Origin of the sequence: Allorhodopirellula heiligendammensis, from assembly GCF_007860105.1 — a bacterium.
Lineage (GTDB): Bacteria > Planctomycetota > Planctomycetia > Pirellulales > Pirellulaceae > Rhodopirellula > Rhodopirellula heiligendammensis.
This window is the reverse complement of sequence record NZ_SJPU01000002.1, coordinates 772,522-796,297: the sequence shown is the minus strand read 5'-3', so window position 1 is coordinate 796,297 and position 23,776 is coordinate 772,522. Positions and strand designations below refer to the sequence as shown.

The window sequence follows — 23,776 nt, the reverse complement described above, 5'->3', positions numbered from 1 at the left end:
AGTAGAAACCGGCCCAATCTCGCCCACAGCCCTGGCGAGGTCAATGAGTGCCAGGTGTCATCGGCCCTGGGCGTCCGGCTGACTACCGAGTCGACTCGCGAAGCAGGGCGACGGCAGATCGCTCTTGGGTCAGGGGCAGCGAGGCGGTGAACCGACGCAGCGCCGCCAGAGGACTCCGCTCACCTTCACTCAACGCTTGCTTGAGTGCCGCACCCACCTGATGTTGAGTCGACTCGCGATCGTGGTGGCGGGCGTCACTTCGCGGTAGCACAGCCCGCGATGACTCCGGCCCCCTTCCTGCCTCGCCCATGCCCATCCACTCGGCACCGGTGACCAGCAATGCTTCGCCTGCCAGCAGCGTCGTCTCGTGATTCATGATCGGCAGTTCAGCGGGAAACCCTTCAGACACGGATCCGCTAGTACGCCCCAGGCCCAGCGGCCGATAACCCTGCTTGGAAACGATCAGGCTAGACCACTGACCGATCGAGGAGATCACGGCATGCCCGGTTTCAGGATCCACATGAGCATAGAGCAGTGAAAGGTTCGGGCAGCCGGATTCGTCAATCGCACCATCACGTACCTGTAGCATGCTGTGCAGAATTCGCACCAGCGCATCCTGAGGCGTGTGGCGATACCCCATGTGAGCCTGCAATGCGGCGCGGGCGACAGTGGCGTCGAGGGTGTCGACGAGGTTGCCTGCTGGATTCCAGTCATGCCCAAATTGGCACATTGATAGAGCGAGGACCCCATCGGGAAGCACGTCCCAGTGGTGCCAACTTTGGGCAACCGATAGCGGAGATTCCACCATCCCGTCGATGGCCCACCCTGGTGCAAGCCGACTTCCTACCGGGAGCGTGTCGAACTGCCAGTCGGCGATTTGATGCGACCAATCTTTGGTCTCGAAGGGCACTCCACCGCCAATTGCTGGTGCGCATGGGGGCAACGGCTCCATCGCTTCGACGAATTGCTCCACATCAAAATCAGTCTCCACCGCGTCGTCGAGCCGCTGCTCAGGAACCGGGGCATCTGTGTGATTGAACGAGACAAGCAATTGACACACATTGGCGGCAGCCAGTCGAGCGGCGGCCTTGGTTTGGTCGTCGTACGTAGCAGGCTCGTTGCTGAAGAACCACATCGTGCCAATCGGTAGGTCTGTTCCACCCAAGCAGATGCAGTGGGCCGACGTGAACGATTCCGGGGCCGAGGTTTGGCTGACGCTGCTCGCTGCTAAACCTTCGATCGTGTGGCTCCCCTGGACCATCGCTTCGAGATCTCCGCGAGCCCCTCGCAGCGGACGAGCGGCACCAAGTCGATCCCGCGCCGGCATTCCAAACACGAAACGTGTCGTCAACACTTCGGTTGCTTCGTCGAGCATGTAGATCACTGCGGACACGGAGCCCGTCGCGAGTACAGCATCAGCCAAGATCTGATTGATCTGCTCGCTACCTTGTTTGGCAATCGAGTCTCTCAGGATGCCGGCAGCTTGAGCAGCCAACTCGGTCTGCTTGATCTGCTGATCGGTGGCAACCCCAGCTTGGATCGTGAAGTCCGTTTCGCTCTCGGCGGGATGCAGTTTCAGATAACTCGGCGGTGGTGTAATCACGAAATCGTCAGCCCGTTTAGAGGAGTGCGGAGTGAATCGGCTTGCTAAACCCATCGTCTCGACGCTCTACCTTTCCTCAGCAGATCAACCGGCAAAGTCTACTTTGCTTGCCAGGGCGGTCTTGCAATCGGTGTAAGCGTGATAACCCATCGGCTCGAACTTCCGGCGAGTGGCAAAGAACCCTTCCGGGCTGAGAGTCAATGCCAGCACCGCACAACCTTATTACGGAGGCCTTGGTAACTGAGATGCATTCGCCTCAACTGGGCGGGGCCCAAAGCGATGACAGCGGTAACAAGCCCGGGTGTCATCGTACAGTTCTGTCGCCCCTCGCCGGGCTGCGGCGATGATTGCATACTGGTCCGGGGACTTACGTCTCCGGCGGAGTGTTGCCGGAGATGTCGGGACGATCCATTCCCTGCAATCTCAACCGCAACGACGAGCCTATCCACCATGCCCGATGCCAGCGAAAGTTCACTGATCGAAGTTGACCGTGACGCAGCCTTGAAACGGTTCATGCAACTGACGGCCATCTGCGGTCGCAGCGGCGAGGAAGCAGACGTATCTGCCGCGATAACTAAAACGCTGATTGACGCGGGCCTGGATCCCAGCATGATTACGCACGATGACGCGCAGACGCGCACTCGCATTCGCGGCAATTGCGGCAACCTGATTGTCAGCTTGCCGGGTGACGAGAACCTGCCGCGGACGATGCTGTCGGCTCACATGGATACTGTGCCGATCTGCTTGAACGCCCAACCCGGGTTGCGGGATGACCCTGTATTGGGACAGATCGTCGTGGCCGAAGGTGAGACAGGACTCGGAGGTGATGACCGGGCGGGCTGCGCGATCATTCTGACGGCAATTTTAGAGCGACTACGCTTTGCAGCGAAGCATCCCGAGACACCGCTGGCCCCTGCTGTGGTCACATTTTTGATTCAAGAAGAAGTTGGACTCGAGGGTGCACGGCACATCGATGCGACGAAAGTCGGCAAGGTGGACCAGGCGTTCAACTTTGACGGTGGATCGATGAAGATGATCCGCCACGGGGCGATTGGCGGCGAGCGCATGCAAGCGGTGGTGCGCGGGTTCGCGTCTCATGCCGGGGCAGCACCCGAACAGGGCGTCAGCGCGATCGTGATCGCTGCGAAAGCGATTTCAGCGTTGCATGACGCGGGACTGCTCGGACGAATTGAGATCGAGGGCAAACGAGGTACTGCCAACGTGGGCGTTATTGAAGGCGGTGAAGCTACCAATGTGGTCACGCCCGAAGTTCGTCTGCGGATCGAAGCCCGCAGTCATGATGCGGATTTTCGCAGCTGGATTGTCCGCCAGATCCGCGCGGCCTTGGAGCGTGCGGCGACCGAGGTGACCGATGTCAACGGGCGCTGTGGTCAAATCGAGTTCAGCAGCAATGTCGATTACGAAGCGTTCGCATTGAGTTTGGACCACCCCTCTGTCCGAGCCGCCCGCCACTGGGTTTCTCAGTTAGGTCACGAAGCGATCTGCGAGGTTGCCAACGGCGGACTCGATGCGAATTGGTTGTATCGGCATGGCATCGCCGCCGTAACGCTAGGTTGCGGTCAGGCTGCGATTCACACCGCCGACGAGTACCTCGTGGTCGCTGACTACCTCGATGCCTGTCGGCTGGCGGCATCGATCCTGGTGGCGAATTCCTAGCATCGGTACTAGGTTCGACCCTGCGGGGCGTTTATACTCGAAGGCCATAGGCAGCACGCCACACCGGGGACTCCCGCAGCATGCTTGCCCTGCTGATACAGTCCTCTCCCTGAGGCGAGCATTGTCGACTCGCTCTCTCACCTCTTCATCCCACCGGCATTTCTCGCTTGTCTGTTTCTTGGCATCCCGGAGTACAAGTCGCCGAGCTGACCCATGTGGGGATGCGCCGGGCAAACAATCAAGACTCGTACGCCGTGATGGTTGCCGAGTCCGAGGAACGCTTTGAGCGGCGCGGACACCTGTTTGTGGTCGCCGACGGGATGGGGGCACACGCTGCCGGCGAACTCGCCTCAAAAATCGCCTGTGAACAGATCGCGATGCGGTACATCGGCTCGCAAAAGACCGATGTTGGGCAAGCACTCGGGGAAGCAGTTCATCGAGCCAATACGGCGATCTATGAACGTGGCCAAAGCAACCCTGAGTTCCATAACATGGGCACAACGGCGAGTGCTTTAGTGCTCATTCAGGGTCGAGGCTACGTTGCTCAAGTTGGAGACTCACGAATTTATCGCCTGCGCAAGGGAATTCTCGAACAACTGACGTTCGATCATTCCCTCGTCTGGGAAATGGAGGCGAGCGGCCAAGTCAGCAGCGACAGCCCGCTCGGCAAAGCGATCCCCAAGAATGTGATCACACGATCACTGGGGCCTGGTGCTCACGTGATGGTGGATCTCGAAGGCCCCTTCGAATTGGAACTGGGGGATCGCTATCTGCTGTGCAGTGACGGTTTAACGGGCCTTGTCGATGACGACGATCTCGGCGTGTTAATGGATTGTCTCCCGCTGGAGAAACTGACGCCTGTACTGGTCGATTTAGCTAACTTGAGAGGTGGCCCCGATAACATCACTGTCATCGCGGTCGATGTGACGAGCGACAACCTGATCGACCGCACGCGGTTACGCCAATCCCCTCCCGGCGATCAAGCATTCCGGTGGAGCAGTGTGCATTCCTCTCGATCGCTTCTCGCGGCGACGGCGGTCTGCTGGCTAGGGGCGATTGGTCTGGCAATCGCCGCCTATTCGGGCGGCTCGAAATGGACAGGGTCTGCGATTGTGGCGTTCGTTCTTGGGGCGATTGCATTGGGGATTTGGGCCAGCGGCGTGCTTGTTACCGACGACCGCCGTCGACCACTCAACGTACGCCGCCGTAAACATTCACACCGCCCTGTTCAAGGAAGCTACGATTCTGGACTCGAAAAGTCTGAGATCGCGACCGGTACGGGCCCCTATCGGCATTATCCCGTTGATCAGCATAGAAACGTATTTAGCCGGCTCGTCGAAGTGGTCTCTGAAATTCATCGCTCATCCGAACAGCATCACTGGGACCTGGACTGGAATGACGTTGAGAAATATTCGACCAGTGCAACCCAAGCGGCGTCTGCGGGGCAATGGAAGTCGGCCATTGAGTACCAATGCGACGCAGCGCTTCAAGCGATGATGCTCTTGAGAAAACAGCAGGATGACTCCGCCAGCGACACCGCTGTGGATTTATAGGAGACGCCTGCTCAGGGTGACCGACGCCAACCGCGGACCTCCTGCTGGCCTCCGCGTGCAATACCATTACTCGCGTCGCCCCCTCTCCACCACGCTTGGCGGAGGAGAGGGGAGTCTGAACGGTCTTCCCAGTTCTTACTGCGTTACCGGGCCCAACTGCGCTGCCGGGCCCAACTGCGCTGCTACGCCCTACTGCGTTGCCGCTTGGGACAACTTGTCCATAACGCCTTCGAGATTAAAACTCGCTGGCGGTTGGCGTGGTGGAAATTCTCTGAAGGTCTCTAAGAACGTCCCAGCGTATTTCTGAGCCGGCACGATCAAGAATGCGTGATCCAGCAACCAATCGTAATAAGTATTGGAGGTAACGTCCGCTGATTCGTACGGATCTGCACGCAGGTCAAACATTTTCGGGAGCCGAAGCGGGGTAAATGGTTCTGCCCAGACTCGCAGGGTGCCTCTCGCTCGTTGCTCCAAAAAGACCATTTTCCAATTTTCAAAACGGATACCGACTAGCTGGGTATCGTCGTTGAAGTAGAAGAAAGAATCCCGAGGTGATTCATCGACCTTGCCCGTTAGATAGGGTGTCAGATCATATCCATCCAAATGAACCTTGTAGGTCTTGCCCCCGGCGTTGTGACCTTTGAGCAATTGATCCTTCACCTGTGGGTTTCCGGCGGCTGAGAGCAAGGTCGGCAGCCAATCGAGCCCACTGACGATTTCATTGGAGACGCTACCGGGTTTGATCTTGCCGGGCCAGCGAATCATGCAAGGCACACGGAAGGCACCTTCCCAGTTCGATGCCTTTTCGTTTCGAAACGGGCTGTTTGCCGCATCGGGCCAAGTGTTCTTGTGGGGGCCGTTGTCGGTCGTGTAAATGACGATCGTGTTGTCGTCGATTTTCAGATCGTCAACTTTCTTGAGGATCGTTCCGATCAGCGCGTCGTGCTCAATCATACCATCGGCATATTCGGTGCGTGCTGTCAGTCCCGGTTCGTCACGATGGGAATCTTTCACATGCGTTCTGAAGTGCATCCGGGTCGAGTTGTACCACACGAAAAACGGCTTATCTGCCTTGACCTGTCGGTCCATAAAGTCCATCGCAGCGGCGGCGGTTTCCTCATCGATCGTTTCCATCCGCTTTTTCGTCAGCGGTCCAGTATCTTCGATCTTGCCATCGGCACTGGACTTAATCACACCGCGAGGGCCAAATTCCTTACGGAACTCAGGGTCGGTGGGATAGTTTCGGTTTTCCGGCTCTTCTTCCGCATTGAGGTGATACAGATTTCCTAAGAATTCATCAAACCCGTGGTTAGTCGGTAGAAACTTGTCGAGATCTCCGAGGTGGTTTTTACCAAACTGCCCCGTCGCATATCCGAGAGGCTTGAGCAGCTCGGCAATGGTGGGGTCTTCGGCTTGCAAACCAATATCCGAGCCCGGCAGACCAACCTTGGACATGCCCGTGCGATAGGTGCACTGGCCGGTGATGAACGTTGACCGTCCAGCGGTACAGCTCTGCTCGGCGTAGTAGTCGGTGAAGATCATGCCTTCCTTGGCGATACGATCGATGTTGGGGGTTTGATAACCGACCAAACCCATCGTGTAAGCAGATATATTGGACTGCCCGATGTCATCGCCAAAGATGACCAAAATATTGGGTTTGTCGGCCGCTTGAGCGACCGACACGGTGACCATACTGAGTAGTATGGCTGGTAGTAGGTGACGATACGTCATCCTGCATCCTCCAAGAGAAGCGAAATTGAGTCTGAGATGCTCACGATGAGTCAGGCGAACCTTTTTCGGGCGCCTATGGGCGATTATAGTGCCACTGCGAGAGAACGCCACCGTTTCCTCGCGCTCATTTTAGCTCACCCTGCCCGATTCCGGAAATCCGACGATGCATATCGAACTATTCAACGCACGGGTGCTCGCCCCGCTGGTTCGGTTTCTTGAGTCTTCAGGTGCCGACAGTGAGTCGATTCTCGATCGCGCTCGAATCCCAGGCGAGTTGCTCGCAGAAACGCCACTTGCCATCAGCGAAATTGCCCAACAGCTTGGGTATTCAGGCACCAACAACTTCGTCCGCGGCTTTCGCCGCCTGAGCGGTGTGACCCCCGGGGCGTACCGTCGGCAAGAACAGTCCCCTGCCGCTTGACCGAACGCACCGATGAACCGAAATCTGCGATTAATGGGTTGAGTGGCAAGGGCACTCTCTACTGCCCTGCGGCCGTCAAAAACTTGAATGCGGGGGCAGATTTAAATTCATCCGCGGCATCACCCGAATAGATCGAACCATCGCTGACGGTCAATTTCTTGACAGGTGCCCCCGCGGCGAAATCCAAGTCACGCACGCTTATCCAAAACACACTCGGACTGCGCGTCGATTCAAAGAAATATCGCAGGTTTTTGTGATCCGAGACCGTTCGCCAACGTGTGGAGGAGATATTGGGTTGGCCGGGCGTTGAGATTCCCAGTGGAACCGATACGTTTCGAATCACGCCAAAACAACTCGCGATGGCATCCTCAATTTTGGCTGTTTGAGGAATCGCCTTGACGTAAAACGATGCTCTAGCGAAACGGTCAGCGGCACGGTTGGTCCCAGGCAGCATGACGGTGCCGCCAATTTGCTCCCAATAGCTGTTCAACGCCAACTGTTGGTCGTAAACAGGAGAGTTCGTCATCACCTGATACTCACGACCATGATGAATGACCAGTTTCCCAGCAACATATTCAAAGATGGCTGAATCGCCGGTGGGGTCCGATATGGCGAGATGCACCGTGCCTTTATGCCCATCGGGAGATTCAACAGGGACGACATAAAAAGGTTCTTCACGCAGCGCCTCAACTGCCTCGGCAACCGTTGCAAATTGGTCCAGCACATATTGTGTCCACACCGAAATACACATCGGTGACCGTGGGTCCGTTGCCGAGGGGGATGGATACTCGGATTCGGCGAGATAAAGCAGGTTGGCAACGAGTCCTTTCTCATTCATGCCATCGGCAGTGGCGGCATCAAATGCCGTAGAAATGACGCTGCCATACTTTGACGTCCATTGCATTGATCCTGGTCCGCATGCGCCGTCACGCTGCACCCCGCGCGGCAAGAGCCAAACATTCGATCCAATATCCGATGCCCAATCCATACTGCGCACCGTGATGATGGTTTGTTCCGGTCCCAGGTAAACAGCTCGCGTACAAGCCATCACCGATTGAGACAGGAGAACAAATATAAAAATTATGCCAAAACCAAATGTGGCCAGTTGCATCGGGGCTGTCGTGCTCATCTGCGTCGATCGATTTTGAGTAAAAAGTTTTTGAAATTTGCTGCCAGGTGTTTAGAAGATGCTCGAATCCGCAGCGTCGGCAGCAAGGTTGCGGCGAATCACGCCCAGGCTGAGAGTGAATGAGAATCGCCGATGGTGCGTTTCCCATGCACGCTTCGAAGCCTAGTAATGAAGTGACTTAATTCGGCTTGATGCTTTCCATTTTCCTGAGACGCTCCAGCGCATCCTGTTTCTGCAACAGTCCGTAATTGATTCCCGATGCATTGAGGGACGATCCGGTTTGATAGGGATAGTCACTGAAATCGGCAAAGAAGTTCTTAATCTGCTGTTGAATCGGAACGAGCAACCACATCTGCTGTGCGTACCACTTCATGTAACTACCACCCTCCTCCATAGCCCGCTCGTAAGGGTCCATTCGCAGATTGGTAATCATCGCCCATGCTGTTACTTTCCGGGTACCCTCGGCAATGTTGCCCTCATTGATTGCAAAGTTCACCTTCCAATCCTGCCATCTAACCGCGTTGAGGTTACCACCCTGATCGAAATAAAAGATCTGATCGCGGGGTCCTGATTTCTCGTCCCCCTTAAAGTAGGGCAGGAAGTTATAGCCATCCAAATGCACCTTGAACTGCTTGTCGTCGATTGTTGTGCCCTGGGTTAATTTTTTCTTAATATCGGTGGCACCTGCTGCGGCACAAAGGGTGGGAAACCAGTCGATGTTCGAAATGATCTCATTGGACACCGTGCCGGGTTTGATCACTCCAGGCCAGCGGACCATCATAGGAACGCGAAAACCACCTTCCCAGGTCGTACCCTTTTCGCTGCGAAACTGCGTCATCGCTCCATCGGGCCACAACGCGATTTCAGCACCATTATCAGTACTGTAGATGACAATGGTATTGTCATCGATATTGAGTTCGTCGAGCAGATCTAACAATTGCCCGACGTGACCATCATGCTCGACCATTCCGTCGGCATGGATGCCCTTGCCCGTCTTGCCTAACGACTCTTTTTTGAGGTGCGTGAACACATGCATCCGGGTCGAGTTGAACCACATGAAGAATGGCTTTTCCGCTTTCACCTGCCGCTGGATGAAGTCCTTACCGGCCGCCAGAAACTCTTCGTCGATTGTTTCCATTCGCTTGGTGTTGAGCGGTCCCGTATCTTCAATTTTGCCGTCGGCACTGGACTTGATGACACCACGAGGACCGTACTTCTTGAGGAATTCTGGATCTTTGGGGTAGAAGTATCCTTCCGGTTCCTCCTCGGCGTTGAGGTGATACAAATTACCAAAAAACTCATCAAAGCCATGGTTGGTGGGCAGGTGCTTGTCTTGGTCGCCCAAGTGGTTCTTGCCGAACTGCCCCGTCGCGTAACCTTGGTCTTTCATCACGTCGGCGATTGTCGGCATCCATTCGGTGATGCCATGCGGGTCGCCTGGCATGCCAATCGTCAGCAGGCCCGTGCGAAACGGTTCTTGGCCGAGAATAAAGCTCGCTCGGCCCGCCGTGCAACTTTGCTGTCCATAAGCATCCGTAAAGAGCATGCCCTCATTGGCGATGCGATCAATATTGGGGGTTTGGTATCCCATTAATCCGCGGGTATAAGCGCTGATTTGCGGGATGCCGATGTCGTCGCCCCAAATGACAAGAATATTCGGCTTGTTCGCAGTGCTCCTGTTGTCCTGCGATGAACTGTTTTGGGCCAGTACCGCTGAGGCGCCCACCAGGCTGCAAAGCAGGGCGATGGCAAGGTGTCTGAATTTCATACTAAAAATGCCCCGGTGTGAAGTGAATAGAGAAATTGGAGAAGGCTGTCTATCATAACAGCCTCGATGAGCCCGATGGAATCATACCGATCCCAACGACAGGCCAATTTTCGGGCTCGTCCCACGGAAGCGTGCGCCGGAGGTTTTTCAGGGATAACTCAAGTGTCCAACGATGATTTTTTTGTGAGTGAGTCCCACTAACAGTAGAGTCGCAGGGAGAAACAGGCGACTTCGTAAGTGGTTCCCATCGGATTGCGATCCCGTCGGGTGCTCGCCTTACCGCCGAACCGAACGGTCGGCTAGAATATCCTGCGTTCTGCGGGCGGCCCCGTTGATGCATGGCGGGCCCCTATTCCTTTGACGTCACCTCATTTGTGGAGAATTCTGTGATCACCCCGAATCAAAGCCGCCTTTGGCCGGCATGTGCCTGTGCCATTATCTTGGGCGCGGGACCACTGTTTGCCGCTGATTGGCCCACCTTCCGTGGTTCAGACCGCTCCGGCGTTTCCTCGGAAACTGATTTATTACAATCGTGGCCTGAGGCGGGTCCTCAACTACGATGGCAGGCTCAGGGCGCCGGTCGCGGATACGCCAGTGCCGCCATCGCCGACGGCCGCGTGTACACGCTCGGTGACGGTTCCTCCTTGGCCGACGATGACGACGAATACCTCACCTGTTTCAGCGACGCCGATGGCAAGATGATCTGGTCCACCAAGACCGGATCAGCATGGGATGAGGGCCAGCCCACATGGCAGGGATCCCGCGCCACACCGACGGTAGATGGTGACCGGGTTTACGTCCTGACGCCGGCGGGAGGTCTCTATTGCTGTGCGACCAGCGACGGAGATGTCCTTTGGAAACATGACCTGAAAGCAGACTTTGGTGGTAAGAAAGCAGACCAATGGGGCTACAGTGAGTCACCACTGGTTGATGGCGACAACGTCGTCTGCACGCCTGGTGGAGAACAATCCACGATGATTGCCCTGAACAAATTGAATGGCAATCTGGTTTGGACAGCGATTCATCCTGGCGATCAAGGCGCCGGTCACTCATCGATCGTCCCCACCGAATTCGCGGGCACGAAGATGTATATTCAGAACACTGCGGGCGGGCCAATCAGCGTTGCCGCGGACACCGGGCAACTTTTGTGGGCCTATGAAATGAAGCCGCCAACAGCATTCATCCCCTCGCCTGTGGTAAAGGATGATCTCGTATTCTCGACCGCAGGCTACGGTTTGGGCGGGGCGTTGATTCGCCAAGTGTCACGGGGCAACGGTAAGTTTGAAGTCGAGGAGATTTATCCTTCGAATCCCAAATTAGCCAACAAGCAAGGCGGAGTTGTGCGGATTGGTGACTATATCTATGGCGGCTCCGACGGCAGCAATCGGGTCCTGTGCATTGAGATGCTCACCGGCGAGGTACAGTGGGAAGCTCGCGGAGCGGGACGGAACTCCATCTCCGTTGCCGCTGCGGGCGAACGACTCTATCTCCATTTCTCCGATGGTACGATGGTCTTAGCGGAGGCAAACCCTGCTGAATACGTAGAAATCAGCGAGTTCAAGACACCCAATACGGACGACCGCCCCACATGGGCGCTGCCGTCAATCGCCAACGGCCGCCTATACCTCCGAGAAGATGACAGCATTTTCTGCTATGACATCAGTGGCCAATAGCCCGAACCGGGTCTGGAGCGTGCCGCCAGGCCAATGAGCTGACCCATCGTGTCGGGCCGCATAGGCGGTCCGGGGGCGGCACGAACACTCTTTTTCCCGCGAACATCTTTAGCCCGGAATGAACGAGCATTCCGGAGTGAGATTCTGAGCGAATAGTGTCAATAGCTTGGCGACCGCTTCAATATCCGCCGTCGAGATTGTTTCGACGGCAGAGTGCATGTAGCGGTTGGGCACGGCGACCAAACCGGTGGCGACGCCTGCACCGGAGATTTGCAACACATTGGAATCGTTCGGAGCGGCCCTACCGAGTGCGGCGAGTTGGTAGGGGATCTCATTTTTCTCCGCCAGTTCGATCAATCGAGCAGCGACCTTGACGTTCACATTCGGCCCACGCACGATCACTGGTCCGCCGCCGAGCCGAATGTTCCCCTGCTGCTGCTTGTTGATTGTCGGGCAATCCGATGCATGCGTCACGTCGACGGCAATAGCCACATCAGGCTGGATTCTCGCTGCGGCAGTCTTAGCCCCGCGCAGTCCAATCTCCTCTTGCACCGTGGCAACGCTATGCAGTTGGCACTGCAGCGGTCGGTCGGCCAACCCCTCGGCACAACGACGAACCGTTTCCATCACCGTCCACATGCCGGTCTTGTTATCCATCCCCGGCCCGCTGACGATGTCGCCTAATAGGGGGCGATATTGCAAATCCAGTGTCACTGGGTCACCGACTCGCACCAACTTCGATGCCTGTTCGCCGCTGGTAGCGCCAATATCGAGCCACATGTCCTCCAGTCGCACGACCTCTTCGCGTTCCTTTGAGGAGAGCAAATGAATGGGCTTGCGACTGATCACAGCGGACACGGGTCCCGCCGCCGTCCAGATTACCATGGCCTGACCAATCAACTGCTGTGGATCCCAACCGCCGATAGTCTGTGCGTACAAGAAACCCTCTTCATCGATATGGGAAATCAGCATCCCGATCTGATCGCAATGCCCCGCCAACATCAGACGCGGCGCATTGGATGGTCCAACGCAAGCGGTTAGGTTGCCATGGATATCAATCGAAACCTCATCGGTGTGCTCCCGGAGATATTCTGAAATCAGCTTTTGAATCGGCTCCTCGTAACCAGAGGGGCTCGGCGTACGAATGGCGTTTTCTAGGAATTCGAGTGGCGTCATGCGATCAGGCTGCAAGGTGAACTAGTGAAAAAGAGTCGGCTATCTGCGTCGGCATCGGATCAAACGGTCGCCCCGCCTCGCCAGATTCAACGGCAATCAGGGGCTTGGGCAACATCCACTATCGATCATCGAAGGGACGTTCACGGATTTGGTAGAACAGGGCTTTTTTCTGGTCAGGCAACGAAAAATCAAAACCGCAAGACCGCAAGAAATCCTCCGACGAGCTGATGGCAAGCACTTCCATCACACCGAGTGAGCGGGCTCGTTCGATGCATTGATTCACCAGTTGGCGTCCCACTCCGGTCCGTTGAGCCTCTGGGTGCACGGCGAGACACTGCAGTTCGGCGAGTTTCGGCGAGTAGATTTCCACTGCCGAAAACCCCATGCAGCGAGAGCCTTGCATGGCGACAAATCCATGGCGAGTCAGTTCAATAATCTCGGCTTCGCTGCGGGCTAACAGCAAGTGCTGCGAAACAAAAGGCCGCATGAGGGCATGGATGGCCTCGGCATCGGTAGGCAGCGCCTGGCGAATTTCGCAGGTCGGCGTGATAGTAGGTTTGGATTCTGCATTCATGAGCGACAAGACACTTAAACGGTTTTGAAGATCTGCCGACGACGATCGGCCAGGGATTGGCAAAGGGGAAACAGGCACGCGGCGTAACAAGCCCCACGTCATTCCACTCAGCCAGGACGACGGTCGGCATGAGGTAGTTTTTGTACCAACCCCATGGCGATCTGACGAGCACCGGGTCACTTCAGTCGTCGGGCATCACGGTCGATTAATGATCGGGCATCGCCGGATTCGCCCACTGCCCACTCGTGTTCTCACCGCGAACGAGAATGCCTTTCTGGTGCCAATCGTACCAGGTCGTCACGTCAGCGGCGGCGTAGCGAATTGTCAATCCACATCGTCGACGATCGGAACAATTGGCCTCTGATCCATGCAACAACAGGTCTGAGTGCATGGAAAACTGCCCGGAGCGCAGGGTCACGTCCACCTCGCGATCACCGTAGGATTCTGCGTTCTCGACGGCGAGGTTCAATACCGTATTGGCGTCCTGCGATTCGTCATAGTCAATCAAACCATGTTGATGCGAACGCGGGATGAATTTCATGTTCGCGTTTTCGGGATCGGCGTCGTCGATGGCCAGCCAGACCGTCACTGTCTTCGTTGGGCTGAGCGGCCAATAGGTGCTGTCTTGATGCCATGGCACGCGTTTACCATCGTGCGGCATCTTGCAAAAGAAATGCGATCCCCAACAGACAATATTCGGCCCGAGTAGATCGGCAACAGCCGCGACGATGCGGGGATGCTGCACCAATTGATAGATCCGTGCGAACCGCAAATGCGCCGTGTTGATCGAATAGCTGGTCCGGCCCAGTTCAATGAACGCCGCAAGCACACCGTCGAAAAAAGCTCGCAGTTCCCGGACTTCGTCCACCTGCAATCCATCCAGTGGCATCAAAAACCCCAGGTCATTGTAACCGTCAATCTGCGCCGGGCTCAGCGTCTGAGGATGCGCATTGACCGCGGGCACGAACCCCACCTCTCGCGGCAACGCAGCGAGCTGTGCGGGGGTGGGGTTGGGGATTTCGTCGACTTTGATTGACACTACCGACCCCCTCTGCTCTTTCGATTTCCCTGTTGCTTCTGGTTCACATTCTCAGGAACCCAGTCAGGGTTCTCAGTCATTTCTTGGGCGCCCACCTCGTTCCTCCATGCGTTCAGTTCTGCCAAAAGTTCCTTGGCTTTTTCCGAGTGCTCAGCCGCCACATCGGTGGTCTCGAACGGATCTTTTTTCAAGTTGAACAACTCTAAACGACCATCCTCGAAAAACTCAATCAGCTTCCAATCCCCGTTCCGGACCGCACCGTAGGGACGTGTGCGATGGTAGTGAGGATAGTGCCAGTACAGCGACTGGCGTGGCAAGGTTGTCGCCTCGCCGGTCAGCAACGGTTCAATACTGATCCCATCGAGATGCTGGTCGGGGCGTTGCTTTAACCCTGCCATTTCAAGCATGGTCGGATACAGATCGGTGCCGATCACCATCTCGTCGCAACTTGATCCTGGTTTGGTATGCCCAGGCCATTTGATCACGAGCGGCTCGCGGACGGCACCTTCATGCGAAAAGCCCTTGAAGTCACGTAGCCCTCCGGTCGTCCGGTCATCATCACCACCATTGTCGCCCGTCAAAATAATCACGGTGTTGTCAGCGATACCAAGTTCCTCGAGTTTGGCCATGATCCGCCCGACACTATCGTCGAGTTTCTCGACCATTCCAGCTCGCGCGGGATTGAGAAACTCATTCTTGGTGTTTTCAAACGACTTTGCTTTCTCTTTATATTTCTCGACCAGTTCGGGTGGGGCCATGATGGGGCCGTGCAGGGTGTAGTAGGCAAAGTACAACAGAAATGGATTCTTTGGCGCCTCGACCTCCAGGAAATCGACCGCAGTATCGGTCAGCTTATCGGTCAAAAAATCGCCGGGCTGACCATCGTCTAAGTTCGGCATTCCAAAGGGTGAAAAATATCGCCCCGGCCCCTTGGGCTGTCCCCACTCGCGGCCACCAACGTTGACATCGAAACCATGGCTGGTTGGATAGTGCTCGTCAAAATCCGGCTGGCCGTTTGGCATCAAGTGCCATTTGCCGAAAAAGCCAGTGGCATAGTCATCTGCCTTCAATGCTTCGGGCAGCAGGATTCGGTCATGTTCAATTCTCATGTTCCAATCTGGTACCGAGAGTTGCGCGCGGGGGTGTTTATGCCCAGCGATCCAATCCGTCAGATGCAATCGAGCGGGATAACACCCCGTTAGAATCGCCGCCCGACTGGGGGAACAGACCGTGCAGGCCGCGTAGCTGTTGGTGAACAGCATTCCGTCACTCGCCAATCGATCAATGTGGGGTGTTTCGTAAAACTCCGCGCCATAACAACCAAAATCGCCCCAACCTAAATCGTCCACCAGGAGAAACACGAAATTCGGCTTGGTGGCCTCCGCCGCCGTTGCCGTCGTGGCCCCCGACAGCAGAGCGAGAGTTAGGAGTGCGAGGGGGATCTGTTTAAAAAAAGTCATTGCACACCATCGGTGACTTGAGCGTGTTGCAGGAAAGTGGAAGTCTTCCATGATACCCGCCCCAGCGAGAGATGTGTGGGCGGAAGGTCAGACTTGTCGATCGACAGCGGCATCTGCGGGCACGCCTGCTAGCATAACAGTTGACTAAGGGTGTAGCAGCTGGCATCCACACGGCTGCGGCTGACCCGAATTCCTCAAGAGCTGTAAGATCGAGAGCTAGCAATGGATTCGTGGATTGAGCGGGGACGCTCGGCCACTCAAGTAGAATCCAGCGGAGGAGCACTTCCATGGGCGAGGGGAGCGGTCCGCGACGGGGCAATGCTCCCTCATATCAAACTCGCTATTAACTCTCTGGAGACCACGTGACGATGCTGACTACTAACTCCTTTTTCACGGCAGCCATGGTGACCCTACTAGGGGCGGTGACTCCAATCGCTGCCGAGGAATGGACGGTGCCGCTGGCGGGGAACGCTTTTCACCGTGCCCCACCCTCGGGCAGACGCCTGCCTCTCACCGACGGGGCGTTGCGGATCCGAGGCGACCGCGTTTACTCGGTCTATTTCCACGTCGATCGCCCTGGCCAAGTGGAACTAGCTATCAAGGGTCGTAGCGTTGACGGCCAATCCAGTATCCAGGCGAGAGTGGGCGATACGTTGCTATCGACACGGCTGAACGATTCCCAGCTTCAAACCTACTCGCTCGGCGATGTGGCCATTGCCAAGCCGGGATATGTTCGTATCGACCTCAGTCGTGACGAGGCAGACGCCTCTTCTGCTACGGAGATCAGCGATTTGATTGTCCGTTCCGATACCGATGGTATGAAGCTCGATTTTGTCCAGAGCAACAAGGGGAACATGTTTTACTGGGGCCGCCGCGGTCCATCGGTACATCTGCATTACCACCTCCCCAAAGACACCGACGTCACCTATGCCTACAGCGAGATCACGGTACCGGCGGGTCAGGATGCGATTGGTTCATACTTCATGGCCAACGGTTTTGGGGAGGGTTACTTCGGCATGCAGGTCAACAGCAATACCGAGCGACGCGTGTTGTTTTCGGTATGGAGCCCCTTTCATACCGACAACCCCAACGAAATTCCTGACGAGGATCGGATCCGCACGCTTGCGAAAGGTACCGATGTGAGAGCGCAGGATTTCGGGAACGAAGGCTCAGGGGGCCAAAGCTACATGATCTATCCTTGGCAGGCTGGGGCGACCTATCGATTCTTGACCAAGGTTACTCCCGACGGCGATGGCAACACACACTATACGTCTTGGTTCGGCGACAAAGCCGCAGGTGAATGGCGGCTGATTGCAAGCTTCCAACGCCCTAAGACTGACAAACATCTCACCGGGTTCCATTCGTTCCTAGAAAACTTTTCCCCTGAATATGGAAACGCCGAGCGTTCGGCCCACTACGGTAATCAGTGGGTGCGTGATACCGCCGGAAAGTGGCACGAGATCACCAGCATGAAGTTCACCGGCGACAACACCGCGCGGGCCCGGCAACGACTCGACTATGCGGGCGGCAGCAAGCAGGCAAGCTTCTTCCTTCGCAATTGCGGTTTTTTCGATGACCAGGTTGCGCTCGACCAAACGTTTGAACGCGCATCGAGTGGTGCCCAACCGGAAATCGATTTCGCTGCGTTGCCACAAAACTAGGCCTTAATCAAGCGAAGCTTGATTTTCTATTTAACTGAAAAACTCGAAAACCCTCGGCGTTTTACGCGTGTATTGGAGGTTACTACCCCTTCCATCCACGCACGCAAACGAGGGTTTCGAGTGAACGCTAAGCTACGACGAAAAGTCAAAGAACGCAAGCGAAAAATGCGACGCCGAATCGATAAGTTTGAGGGGCCTTGGTCGTCGCCAATGATCACACCGCCTGCTATCAGTTATGAACTCGCCGAGAAGCAGCAAGCGATCGCGGCCGGTGGCATCGGGGCGATGCTGCAGCTCACCAAGCAACTCGATCTGCGGGGCGAAATCAACCGCGCCATTAAGTTATTCAAAATGCATCTCCCTTACGATGAGGCCGATCACGTTCTAAATATTTCGCTGAATCTTCTTGCCGGTGGCAACTGCTTGGATCACCTCGAAGACCGGCGACAGGATGAAGCTTATCTCAACGCGGTCGGCGCCCATCGCATTCCTGACCCAACCACCGCAGGTGACTTCTGTCGCCGGTTCAATGACAGACACGTGCTCAGCTTGATGAGTGCCTTCAATCGTGTCCGTGAGAAAGTTTGGAAACAGCAGTCCGATGAGTTCTTCGACTGCGCCGTCATCGAAGCCGACGGAACCCAGGTCGAAACTTCGGGCGAACGAAAGCAGGGCATCGGCATCAACTACAAAGGCCAGTGGGGCTACCATCCGCTGGTGGTGACGTTAGCCAACACGCGTGAGCCACTGTTTATCGCCAACCGCAGCGGCAACCGCCCCAGCCACGAGAACTCTGCATTCTATTTTGATTTGGCCGTCCAGCGTTGCCGCGACGCAGGCTTCCGCAAGATCGTGCTGCGAGGTGACACCGACTTCGCGTTGACCGAAAATTTCGATCGTTGGGATGCTGACAACGTCGAGTTTGTCTTTGGTATCGACGCGATGCCCAAATTGGTCGAAATTGCTGAAAACCTTGACTCTTCGGCGTGGAAGGCGATGAAACGAAGGCGTAGCCAGAAGCCGGCGGTGGAGAAACCACGGGCACGGCGGCCTCGATTTAAAGAACAGATCGTCGTCAGGAATGGCTACCTCAACAAGAAACTTGCCAGCGAACGAATCGCTGAGTTCGACTATCAACCGGGCAAGTGCAACAGGACCTACCGCGTGGTGGTGCTTCACAAAGAAGTACATTTGACTCGCGGGCAGATGAGGTTGTTCGATAAGGAACAGCCGGTCTACTTTTTCTACATCACTAACGCGACGAAGAAGATGAAGTCGCCGCGCCAGGTGGTCGTCGACGCCAACGCACGATGCGATCAAGAGAACAACATCGCCCAACTGAAGCAGTGTTGCCTGAGCGCACCGCTGAGCGATCTGACAAGCAACTGGGCCTACATGGTGATCGCATCATTGGCTTGGAATTTAAAAGTTTGGTCAGGTCTGCTGATCAAGCCCAGCGGGACGGAGCAAGAACGTATCGATCAAGCAGCGACAAAATCACGCGTGATCGGGATGGACTTCCGAACCTTCCGCGACCGCATCTTGATGGTCCCTGCTCAAATCATCCGCCGCAGTCGGACCTTGGTGTACCGCTTGCTGAGCTACCGGCCATCGGTTGATGTTCTACTGCTAATTAATTCCAACATCCGTCGTCCGCTGCGTTGCTGACGGGCGTGGTCTCAACGAAGTCAGTGTCTGGATGCACTGATACCGCCGTCAACGCCTAACCCAAAAAAGCCACTCGACGATGAGCAACTCACCCACCAAAATTCACCACCAGCGTCGCTGGGGCGGTGGGAGCTGCGCGCCGAGAAACTCCGCAGCCAACCGCGAAACCTTCATCAAGCTTCGCTTGATTAAGGACTAGGCCCATCCTTCTTGTGGACGTCCAGCTGTGCCAGGACTTGATCACCATCGTGACGGACGATCTCCCACTTCGCGTGCGGCGCCTCATTCGTCTCAATGCAATAGAACTCTTGTGGCTGACTTCCGACTTCGTCTGCTTCGAAATCCCACCTGGCAGGCGTTTCGGAAGCAGCCAAGCTCAAGGCAATAAGAATCGTGGAGATTTGTAGCACGTGAAAGTTCCTCACAGAATGTGGCTGGCTGGTGTTTGATGATTGTCAAGACCGCACAGCGTAGACGAGCCACCTTAGAGCGTCGCCCGCCCGGCTTCGCTGGGCAACGCCACGCTGTGAGCAGCACTGCCCCCGCCGAACCGCTCAGTGCGTCATCCACTGCGTAAACTGCATTGAGCCGTTCGCAACATCTCGCAACCCCGAGAGCCAAACGAGACTGCACACAACACCGATTCTAGCAACCTCACCTTAATTTAACATGAAATTGAACTAGTATCCTCCCGTGGCCAAATTTTCCGAGAAATCGATTCGGGTTTCACGTTGGCTTCATGTCAGACGCCTATACTTGCCATTCCCGAGATGCATGTGGCCGCCCCACAGGTATGCTACTTGCTTTTCAGTTTTAGCGAACGACCGAATCGAGGCAAAAGAAGTATTGGATAGGAAATGCATCATAAACACTATGCTTCAATTGAAGCCATGGTCGTGTCTCTTACAGACCCAAAAGTACTAACCGGTTAGCAATTCAACTGGGCCGAATCCAGATCGCGTTCGCTTTCAATAGTTTTAAATGTGGATCTAAATGTTATGTCGTATTTTAGTCGTCGAAACGCCAGCGGTGGTTTGTTGCTGTTAGTGCTGTTTGGTTCAACATCTCACGAAGCATTCTCCCAATCTTGGGAGTACAAGGAGAACCGAATCGCGGTTAGTGCCGACGGCAACAGCGCACCTGACCAGGGGCATCATTGGAAAACTGGTGACCCGGATGACTGGGGCGCCACTCCCGCCGCGTTAGCGATTCTTGCCAAATTGAAGATGCGAGACAAGCTTGTTCATTACTCTTACAACAATTTTATCGCAGCACCCCCTGGGCCAGACGAAAAGAACCAGATGAAGATTGGTGTCGACGGGGCGGTACAGCGTTGGGGATTCGCTCCGGGTCTATTCTTTGATGTAACGAAAGATTTGAATGGCGCTCAGGATCACTTAAAAGCAGAGCTCGCGAAGTCGACGGTAGATGATCCACTCTATTTTGTTCACATGGGCCCTGCCGAGTTCTTCTACCAAGTCGTGAAAGAAGTTGTCGATCAAGGAGATGGCGCTGCGTTGACGCATGTCTATATCGTTTCCCACAGCGGGTACAACGATGATCACTTGCGTCGACCGTCGCATCACACACTCCAACAAGCGATCGACTACAGCGGTGGATTGATGAAGTATCAACGAATCAAGGACCAGAACGGTCATTGGGATCCAGAGGTTCTTTGGAACTCAGAGAGAGACTTCTCTCCCTGGCATTGGATGCGAGATCATCGCGACCCCAATGTGCGCTGGATCTATGAGCGCATGCAGGCCCATTCTGGAGGCAAGGCGGACATCTCCGACGCAGGGATGCTCTATTGGCTGTTGCTAGGAGATGCAAACGGCAGCCCCGCGAAGTTTGAAGCCCTCTTGGGAAGCGGTATACCGAACAGCAACGTCGTTGACGGAGAAACGCAGTTGCCTGGAGTTGCACGTGACCTGCAGGCGGAACTTGCCCAGGCTGTGCAGGCGGGCAAGTTGCTGATTGTCGAAGCCGAGCAATTCATGCTCGGAGGGGAGTGGGAGAAGGTCGAATCCGACGACGCGTTCGGGGGGGGCTACATCCAGTACGCAGGACCGAATAAGTACGATGCGGTCGACGCTCAACAGACAATCGAAGTTCCGCTAACGATCGAAACGCCAGGGTCGTATACCGTCAAGTGGTTCATGCGTCAGCCTGCCGCGGCGGAGGGCGACAAGTCAAACGACGTGTGGATCAACTTCCCCGATGCCGTGCAAATGGCGAAAGGCCGGGTTACCGGATTCCATAAGTTCTACGGTCGAAGCAAAGTCGTGTTTGGTATGAACGGGGTTCTGGAGCCGGATCACTATCACTCATGGCTCAACGTCACGTTTGCTGAACCCGGCGAGTACAAGCTGCAACTGTCAGGACGTTCCGCGTTGCTTCAGATCGACCGATTCGTACTCTACCGCGACATCAGTTTTGAGGAGGCACAGGCGTTTATGAAGATTGATGCAACGAAGCCACGTCGGCACGATAAGTAAGCCTGGCTGGACCTCGCCATACAGGGGGCCGGCTACCACACGACAATCGGACGTAACTCGCGTAAAATGCTCTCAGACAGCGGGCTCCGAACCGGCATCGAAACGTGGAAAATAGATGGGAATTGAAATCAATATGAGCATTCAGAGCATCGCCTGGATCGTGGCCTGGCTTTCGAGCATGACGTTAGCGGTTGCCGCCGAGTCCAGGCCTAACGTCATTCTGGTGATGACTGACGACCAGGGCTGGGCGGAAGTTGGATTCCATGGGAATGAGGTCTTGAAAACTCCCAATCTCGATCGGTTTGCCGCCGAGGGAACAGAGCTGACGAACTTCTACGTCTCGCCAATGTGCACGCCGACACGTTCGTCGCTGATGACGGGGCGATATCATTTTCGAACCGGAGCGCACGACACGTACATTGGGCGGTCCAACATGAATCCGGAGGAGACGACCATTGCGGAAGTCTTTGCGGACGCTGGTTACCGCACTGGCATTTTCGGCAAGTGGCATCTGGGTGAAAACTTTCCGATGCGTGCCCAGGACCAAGGCTTTCAAAAAGTCGTCGTTCATGGCGGTGGCGGCATCGGGCAATTTGCCGACTACCCTGGCAACACCTATTGGGATCCGACGCTGCAGTACAACGACACTTTTAAGAAAGCCAAAGGCTACTGCACAGATGTCTTCATCGACGAATCCATTCAATTCATGAAGGATTCGGGTGAGCAGCCGTTCTTTTGCTACCTGCCACTCAACGTTCCTCACTCGCCATTCGACGTCGCGAATGAATTTCGTGCGGAGTACGACAAACAGGACCTTCGAGATCCCAATGGACGAGACTGGGTCGCGCCGATCTACGGGATGATTACTCAATTCGACGGTGCCTTCGGACGCCTGCTCGAAGCCGTGGAGAAAATGGGCCTGCGTGAGAACACGATCATCATTTTCATGAGCGACAACGGTCCGAACTCGACCTATTTCACTGCCGGATTGAGGGCCAAAAAAGGTAGCGTTTACGAAAACGGTATCCGCTCTCCATTTGTGATTCAGTGGCCCCAAACACTCGACGGCGGGCGTAAGTTCGATACTCCGGCGATGCACATCGATTTGCTTCCGACCCTGGCAGATGCTTGCGGAATTGGCTTGCCCGCCGACGTAAAGGTCGATGGCGAGAGCATCCTCGGTCTGCTGCATGGCGAAACGCAGGAATTCCAACAGCGTTATCTCTTCATGCAGCATAACCGCGCGAATGTCCCTCCGAAGTACGAAAACTGCATGGTGCGTCGTGGACCGTGGAAAGTGGTCGGTAATCGAGGCGGGCCAACAGGTTTTGAGCTTTACAACATCAAACAGGATCCTGGCGAAACGCAGGACCAGTCCGACAAACATCCGGACATGGTCAAGGCTTTCGTTCGAGAATACGAAACGTGGTTCGACGACGTAACGGCTCAACTGCGGCGTAATGACGGTATGCCATATCCCACCGAACTGAATCCTGAGCAGAAACTAGACTTCCGATTTACCTGGCAAGACTGGTGGGGTGACAAGACGGGGTGGCGTCCCAACAACTATGGCCGATGGCGAATGAGCAACCCCGGACAGATCGATCGCTTCGATATTTCGATCGTTCCGCATCGACGACATTATGGGCAGGCCGCCACGGTGAAGTTCATTTGGATGGACAAAACGATCGTCAAGGAATTTGACGACGTCCCAACCCAGGTCGAGTTGACGGATATTAGGCTGCCAAAAGGAACCGGATTTATGGAAGCTCAGCTGCACATCGATGGAAAGGTCCATCCGGTCCAAGAAGTTCGGATGAGGGCGTCCACAGCGAAAGCGAAGTAGCAGATGATGTCGACGCAGGCCACAATGGGCATTGGCGCGACGCTCAATGTGCGGTGGACAGAAACACGCATGGCATTTTTTATAACCATTCCGTTTCGAACGCCAAAGTCAGAGGTTGGATGCGCCGCATCGACAATACTGAACGGCGACTGAGGGAACAGCGCTGTCACGCTAATCGTCAATGGCTGACCAGGACAGCCTACCCGCCGCATCTTAAGTCATGCCGTTGGTGGTACAGGAATTGGAGACTAGCTCACATTTCACTGGTGCCTAGAATGCACGTTGCAAGAGGATGAAAG

At 55.5% G+C, this 23,776-nt stretch carries 17 protein-coding genes; 8 read left to right on the top strand and 9 right to left on the bottom strand.

Going from position 1 to position 23,776, the window contains the following annotated elements; translation table 11 throughout:
* Positions 1-82: 82 nt before the first annotated feature.
* Positions 83-1,603 (bottom strand): sporulation stage II, protein E, encoded by a 1,521-nt coding sequence (locus Poly21_RS13370; protein WP_146407498.1) that lies wholly within the window; start codon positions 1,601-1,603, stop codon positions 83-85.
* Positions 1,604-2,053: 450 nt separating this feature from the next.
* On the opposite strand from Poly21_RS13370, the gene Poly21_RS13365 reads away from it, so the two are divergent.
* Both Poly21_RS13365 and Poly21_RS13360 read left to right on the top strand, forming a co-directional pair.
* Positions 2,054-3,280 (top strand): M20/M25/M40 family metallo-hydrolase, encoded by a 1,227-nt coding sequence (locus Poly21_RS13365; RefSeq protein WP_146407497.1) that lies wholly within the window; start codon positions 2,054-2,056, stop codon positions 3,278-3,280.
* 167 nt (positions 3,281-3,447) lie between these two features.
* Positions 3,448-4,833, top strand: a complete 1,386-nt coding sequence (locus Poly21_RS13360) for a PP2C family protein-serine/threonine phosphatase (RefSeq protein ID WP_367302552.1) — start codon at positions 3,448-3,450, stop codon at positions 4,831-4,833.
* A gap of 189 nt (positions 4,834-5,022) precedes the next feature.
* On the opposite strand, the gene Poly21_RS13355 is transcribed toward Poly21_RS13360, so the two are convergent.
* Positions 5,023-6,564 carry an arylsulfatase gene (locus Poly21_RS13355; RefSeq protein WP_146407496.1) on the bottom strand — a complete coding sequence of 514 codons (1,542 nt, stop codon included), beginning with the start codon at positions 6,562-6,564 and terminating at the stop codon, positions 5,023-5,025.
* Between the two features lie 163 nt (positions 6,565-6,727).
* Here Poly21_RS13355 and Poly21_RS13350 point away from each other — a divergent pair, with 163 nt between their 5' ends.
* Positions 6,728-6,985, top strand: a complete 258-nt coding sequence (locus Poly21_RS13350) for a helix-turn-helix domain-containing protein (protein ID WP_146407495.1) — start codon at positions 6,728-6,730, stop codon at positions 6,983-6,985.
* 58 nt (positions 6,986-7,043) lie between these two features.
* Here the strand turns inward: Poly21_RS13350 and Poly21_RS13345 are convergent, their stop codons facing one another.
* A complete protein-coding gene (locus Poly21_RS13345; RefSeq protein ID WP_302118851.1) occupies positions 7,044-8,033 on the bottom strand; it encodes a linear amide C-N hydrolase in 990 nt (329 codons plus the stop codon).
* Positions 8,034-8,292: 259 nt separating this feature from the next.
* Positions 8,293-9,882: an arylsulfatase gene (locus tag Poly21_RS13340; protein WP_146407494.1), complete on the bottom strand. Its 1,590-nt coding sequence runs from the start codon at positions 9,880-9,882 to the stop codon at positions 8,293-8,295.
* Positions 9,883-10,268: 386 nt separating this feature from the next.
* On the opposite strand from Poly21_RS13340, the gene Poly21_RS13335 reads away from it, so the two are divergent.
* On the top strand, positions 10,269-11,555 hold the full coding sequence (locus Poly21_RS13335; protein ID WP_302118849.1) for a PQQ-binding-like beta-propeller repeat protein: 1,287 nt from the start codon (positions 10,269-10,271) through the stop codon (positions 11,553-11,555).
* Positions 11,556-11,663: 108 nt separating this feature from the next.
* On the opposite strand, the gene Poly21_RS13330 is transcribed toward Poly21_RS13335, so the two are convergent.
* The 4 genes from Poly21_RS13330 to Poly21_RS13315 all read right to left on the bottom strand — a co-directional run bounded on the left by Poly21_RS13330 (position 11,664) and on the right by Poly21_RS13315 (position 15,804).
* Positions 11,664-12,731 carry a M42 family metallopeptidase gene (locus tag Poly21_RS13330; protein ID WP_146407492.1) on the bottom strand — a complete coding sequence of 356 codons (1,068 nt, stop codon included), beginning with the start codon at positions 12,729-12,731 and terminating at the stop codon, positions 11,664-11,666.
* Positions 12,732-12,849: 118 nt separating this feature from the next.
* Positions 12,850-13,305, bottom strand: coding sequence for a GNAT family N-acetyltransferase (locus Poly21_RS13325; RefSeq protein WP_146407491.1), 456 nt, complete (start codon positions 13,303-13,305; stop codon positions 12,850-12,852).
* Between the two features lie 205 nt (positions 13,306-13,510).
* A complete protein-coding gene (locus Poly21_RS13320) occupies positions 13,511-14,344 on the bottom strand; it encodes a phytanoyl-CoA dioxygenase family protein (protein ID WP_146407490.1) in 834 nt (277 codons plus the stop codon).
* On the bottom strand, positions 14,344-15,804 hold the full coding sequence (locus Poly21_RS13315) for a sulfatase (RefSeq protein WP_146407489.1): 1,461 nt from the start codon (positions 15,802-15,804) through the stop codon (positions 14,344-14,346). The genes Poly21_RS13320 and Poly21_RS13315 overlap by 1 nt, the downstream gene beginning before the upstream one ends.
* A 368-nt stretch (positions 15,805-16,172) precedes the next feature.
* On the opposite strand from Poly21_RS13315, the gene Poly21_RS13310 reads away from it, so the two are divergent.
* Complete coding sequence (locus tag Poly21_RS13310; RefSeq protein WP_302118846.1) at positions 16,173-17,465, top strand: DUF3472 domain-containing protein; 1,293 nt, start codon at positions 16,173-16,175, stop codon at positions 17,463-17,465.
* A gap of 120 nt (positions 17,466-17,585) precedes the next feature.
* Positions 17,586-19,133: an IS1380 family transposase gene (locus Poly21_RS13305; protein ID WP_302118845.1), complete on the top strand. Its 1,548-nt coding sequence runs from the start codon at positions 17,586-17,588 to the stop codon at positions 19,131-19,133.
* A 188-nt stretch (positions 19,134-19,321) separates the two neighbouring features.
* On the opposite strand, the gene Poly21_RS13300 is transcribed toward Poly21_RS13305, so the two are convergent.
* A complete protein-coding gene (locus tag Poly21_RS13300; RefSeq protein ID WP_146407487.1) occupies positions 19,322-19,543 on the bottom strand; it encodes a hypothetical protein in 222 nt (73 codons plus the stop codon).
* A gap of 588 nt (positions 19,544-20,131) precedes the next feature.
* On the opposite strand from Poly21_RS13300, the gene Poly21_RS27525 reads away from it, so the two are divergent.
* A complete protein-coding gene (locus Poly21_RS27525; protein ID WP_302118844.1) occupies positions 20,132-21,631 on the top strand; it encodes a hypothetical protein in 1,500 nt (499 codons plus the stop codon).
* A 133-nt stretch (positions 21,632-21,764) separates the two neighbouring features.
* On the top strand, positions 21,765-23,477 hold the full coding sequence (locus Poly21_RS13290) for an arylsulfatase (RefSeq protein ID WP_146407486.1): 1,713 nt from the start codon (positions 21,765-21,767) through the stop codon (positions 23,475-23,477).
* Positions 23,478-23,776: the final 299 nt, after the last annotated feature.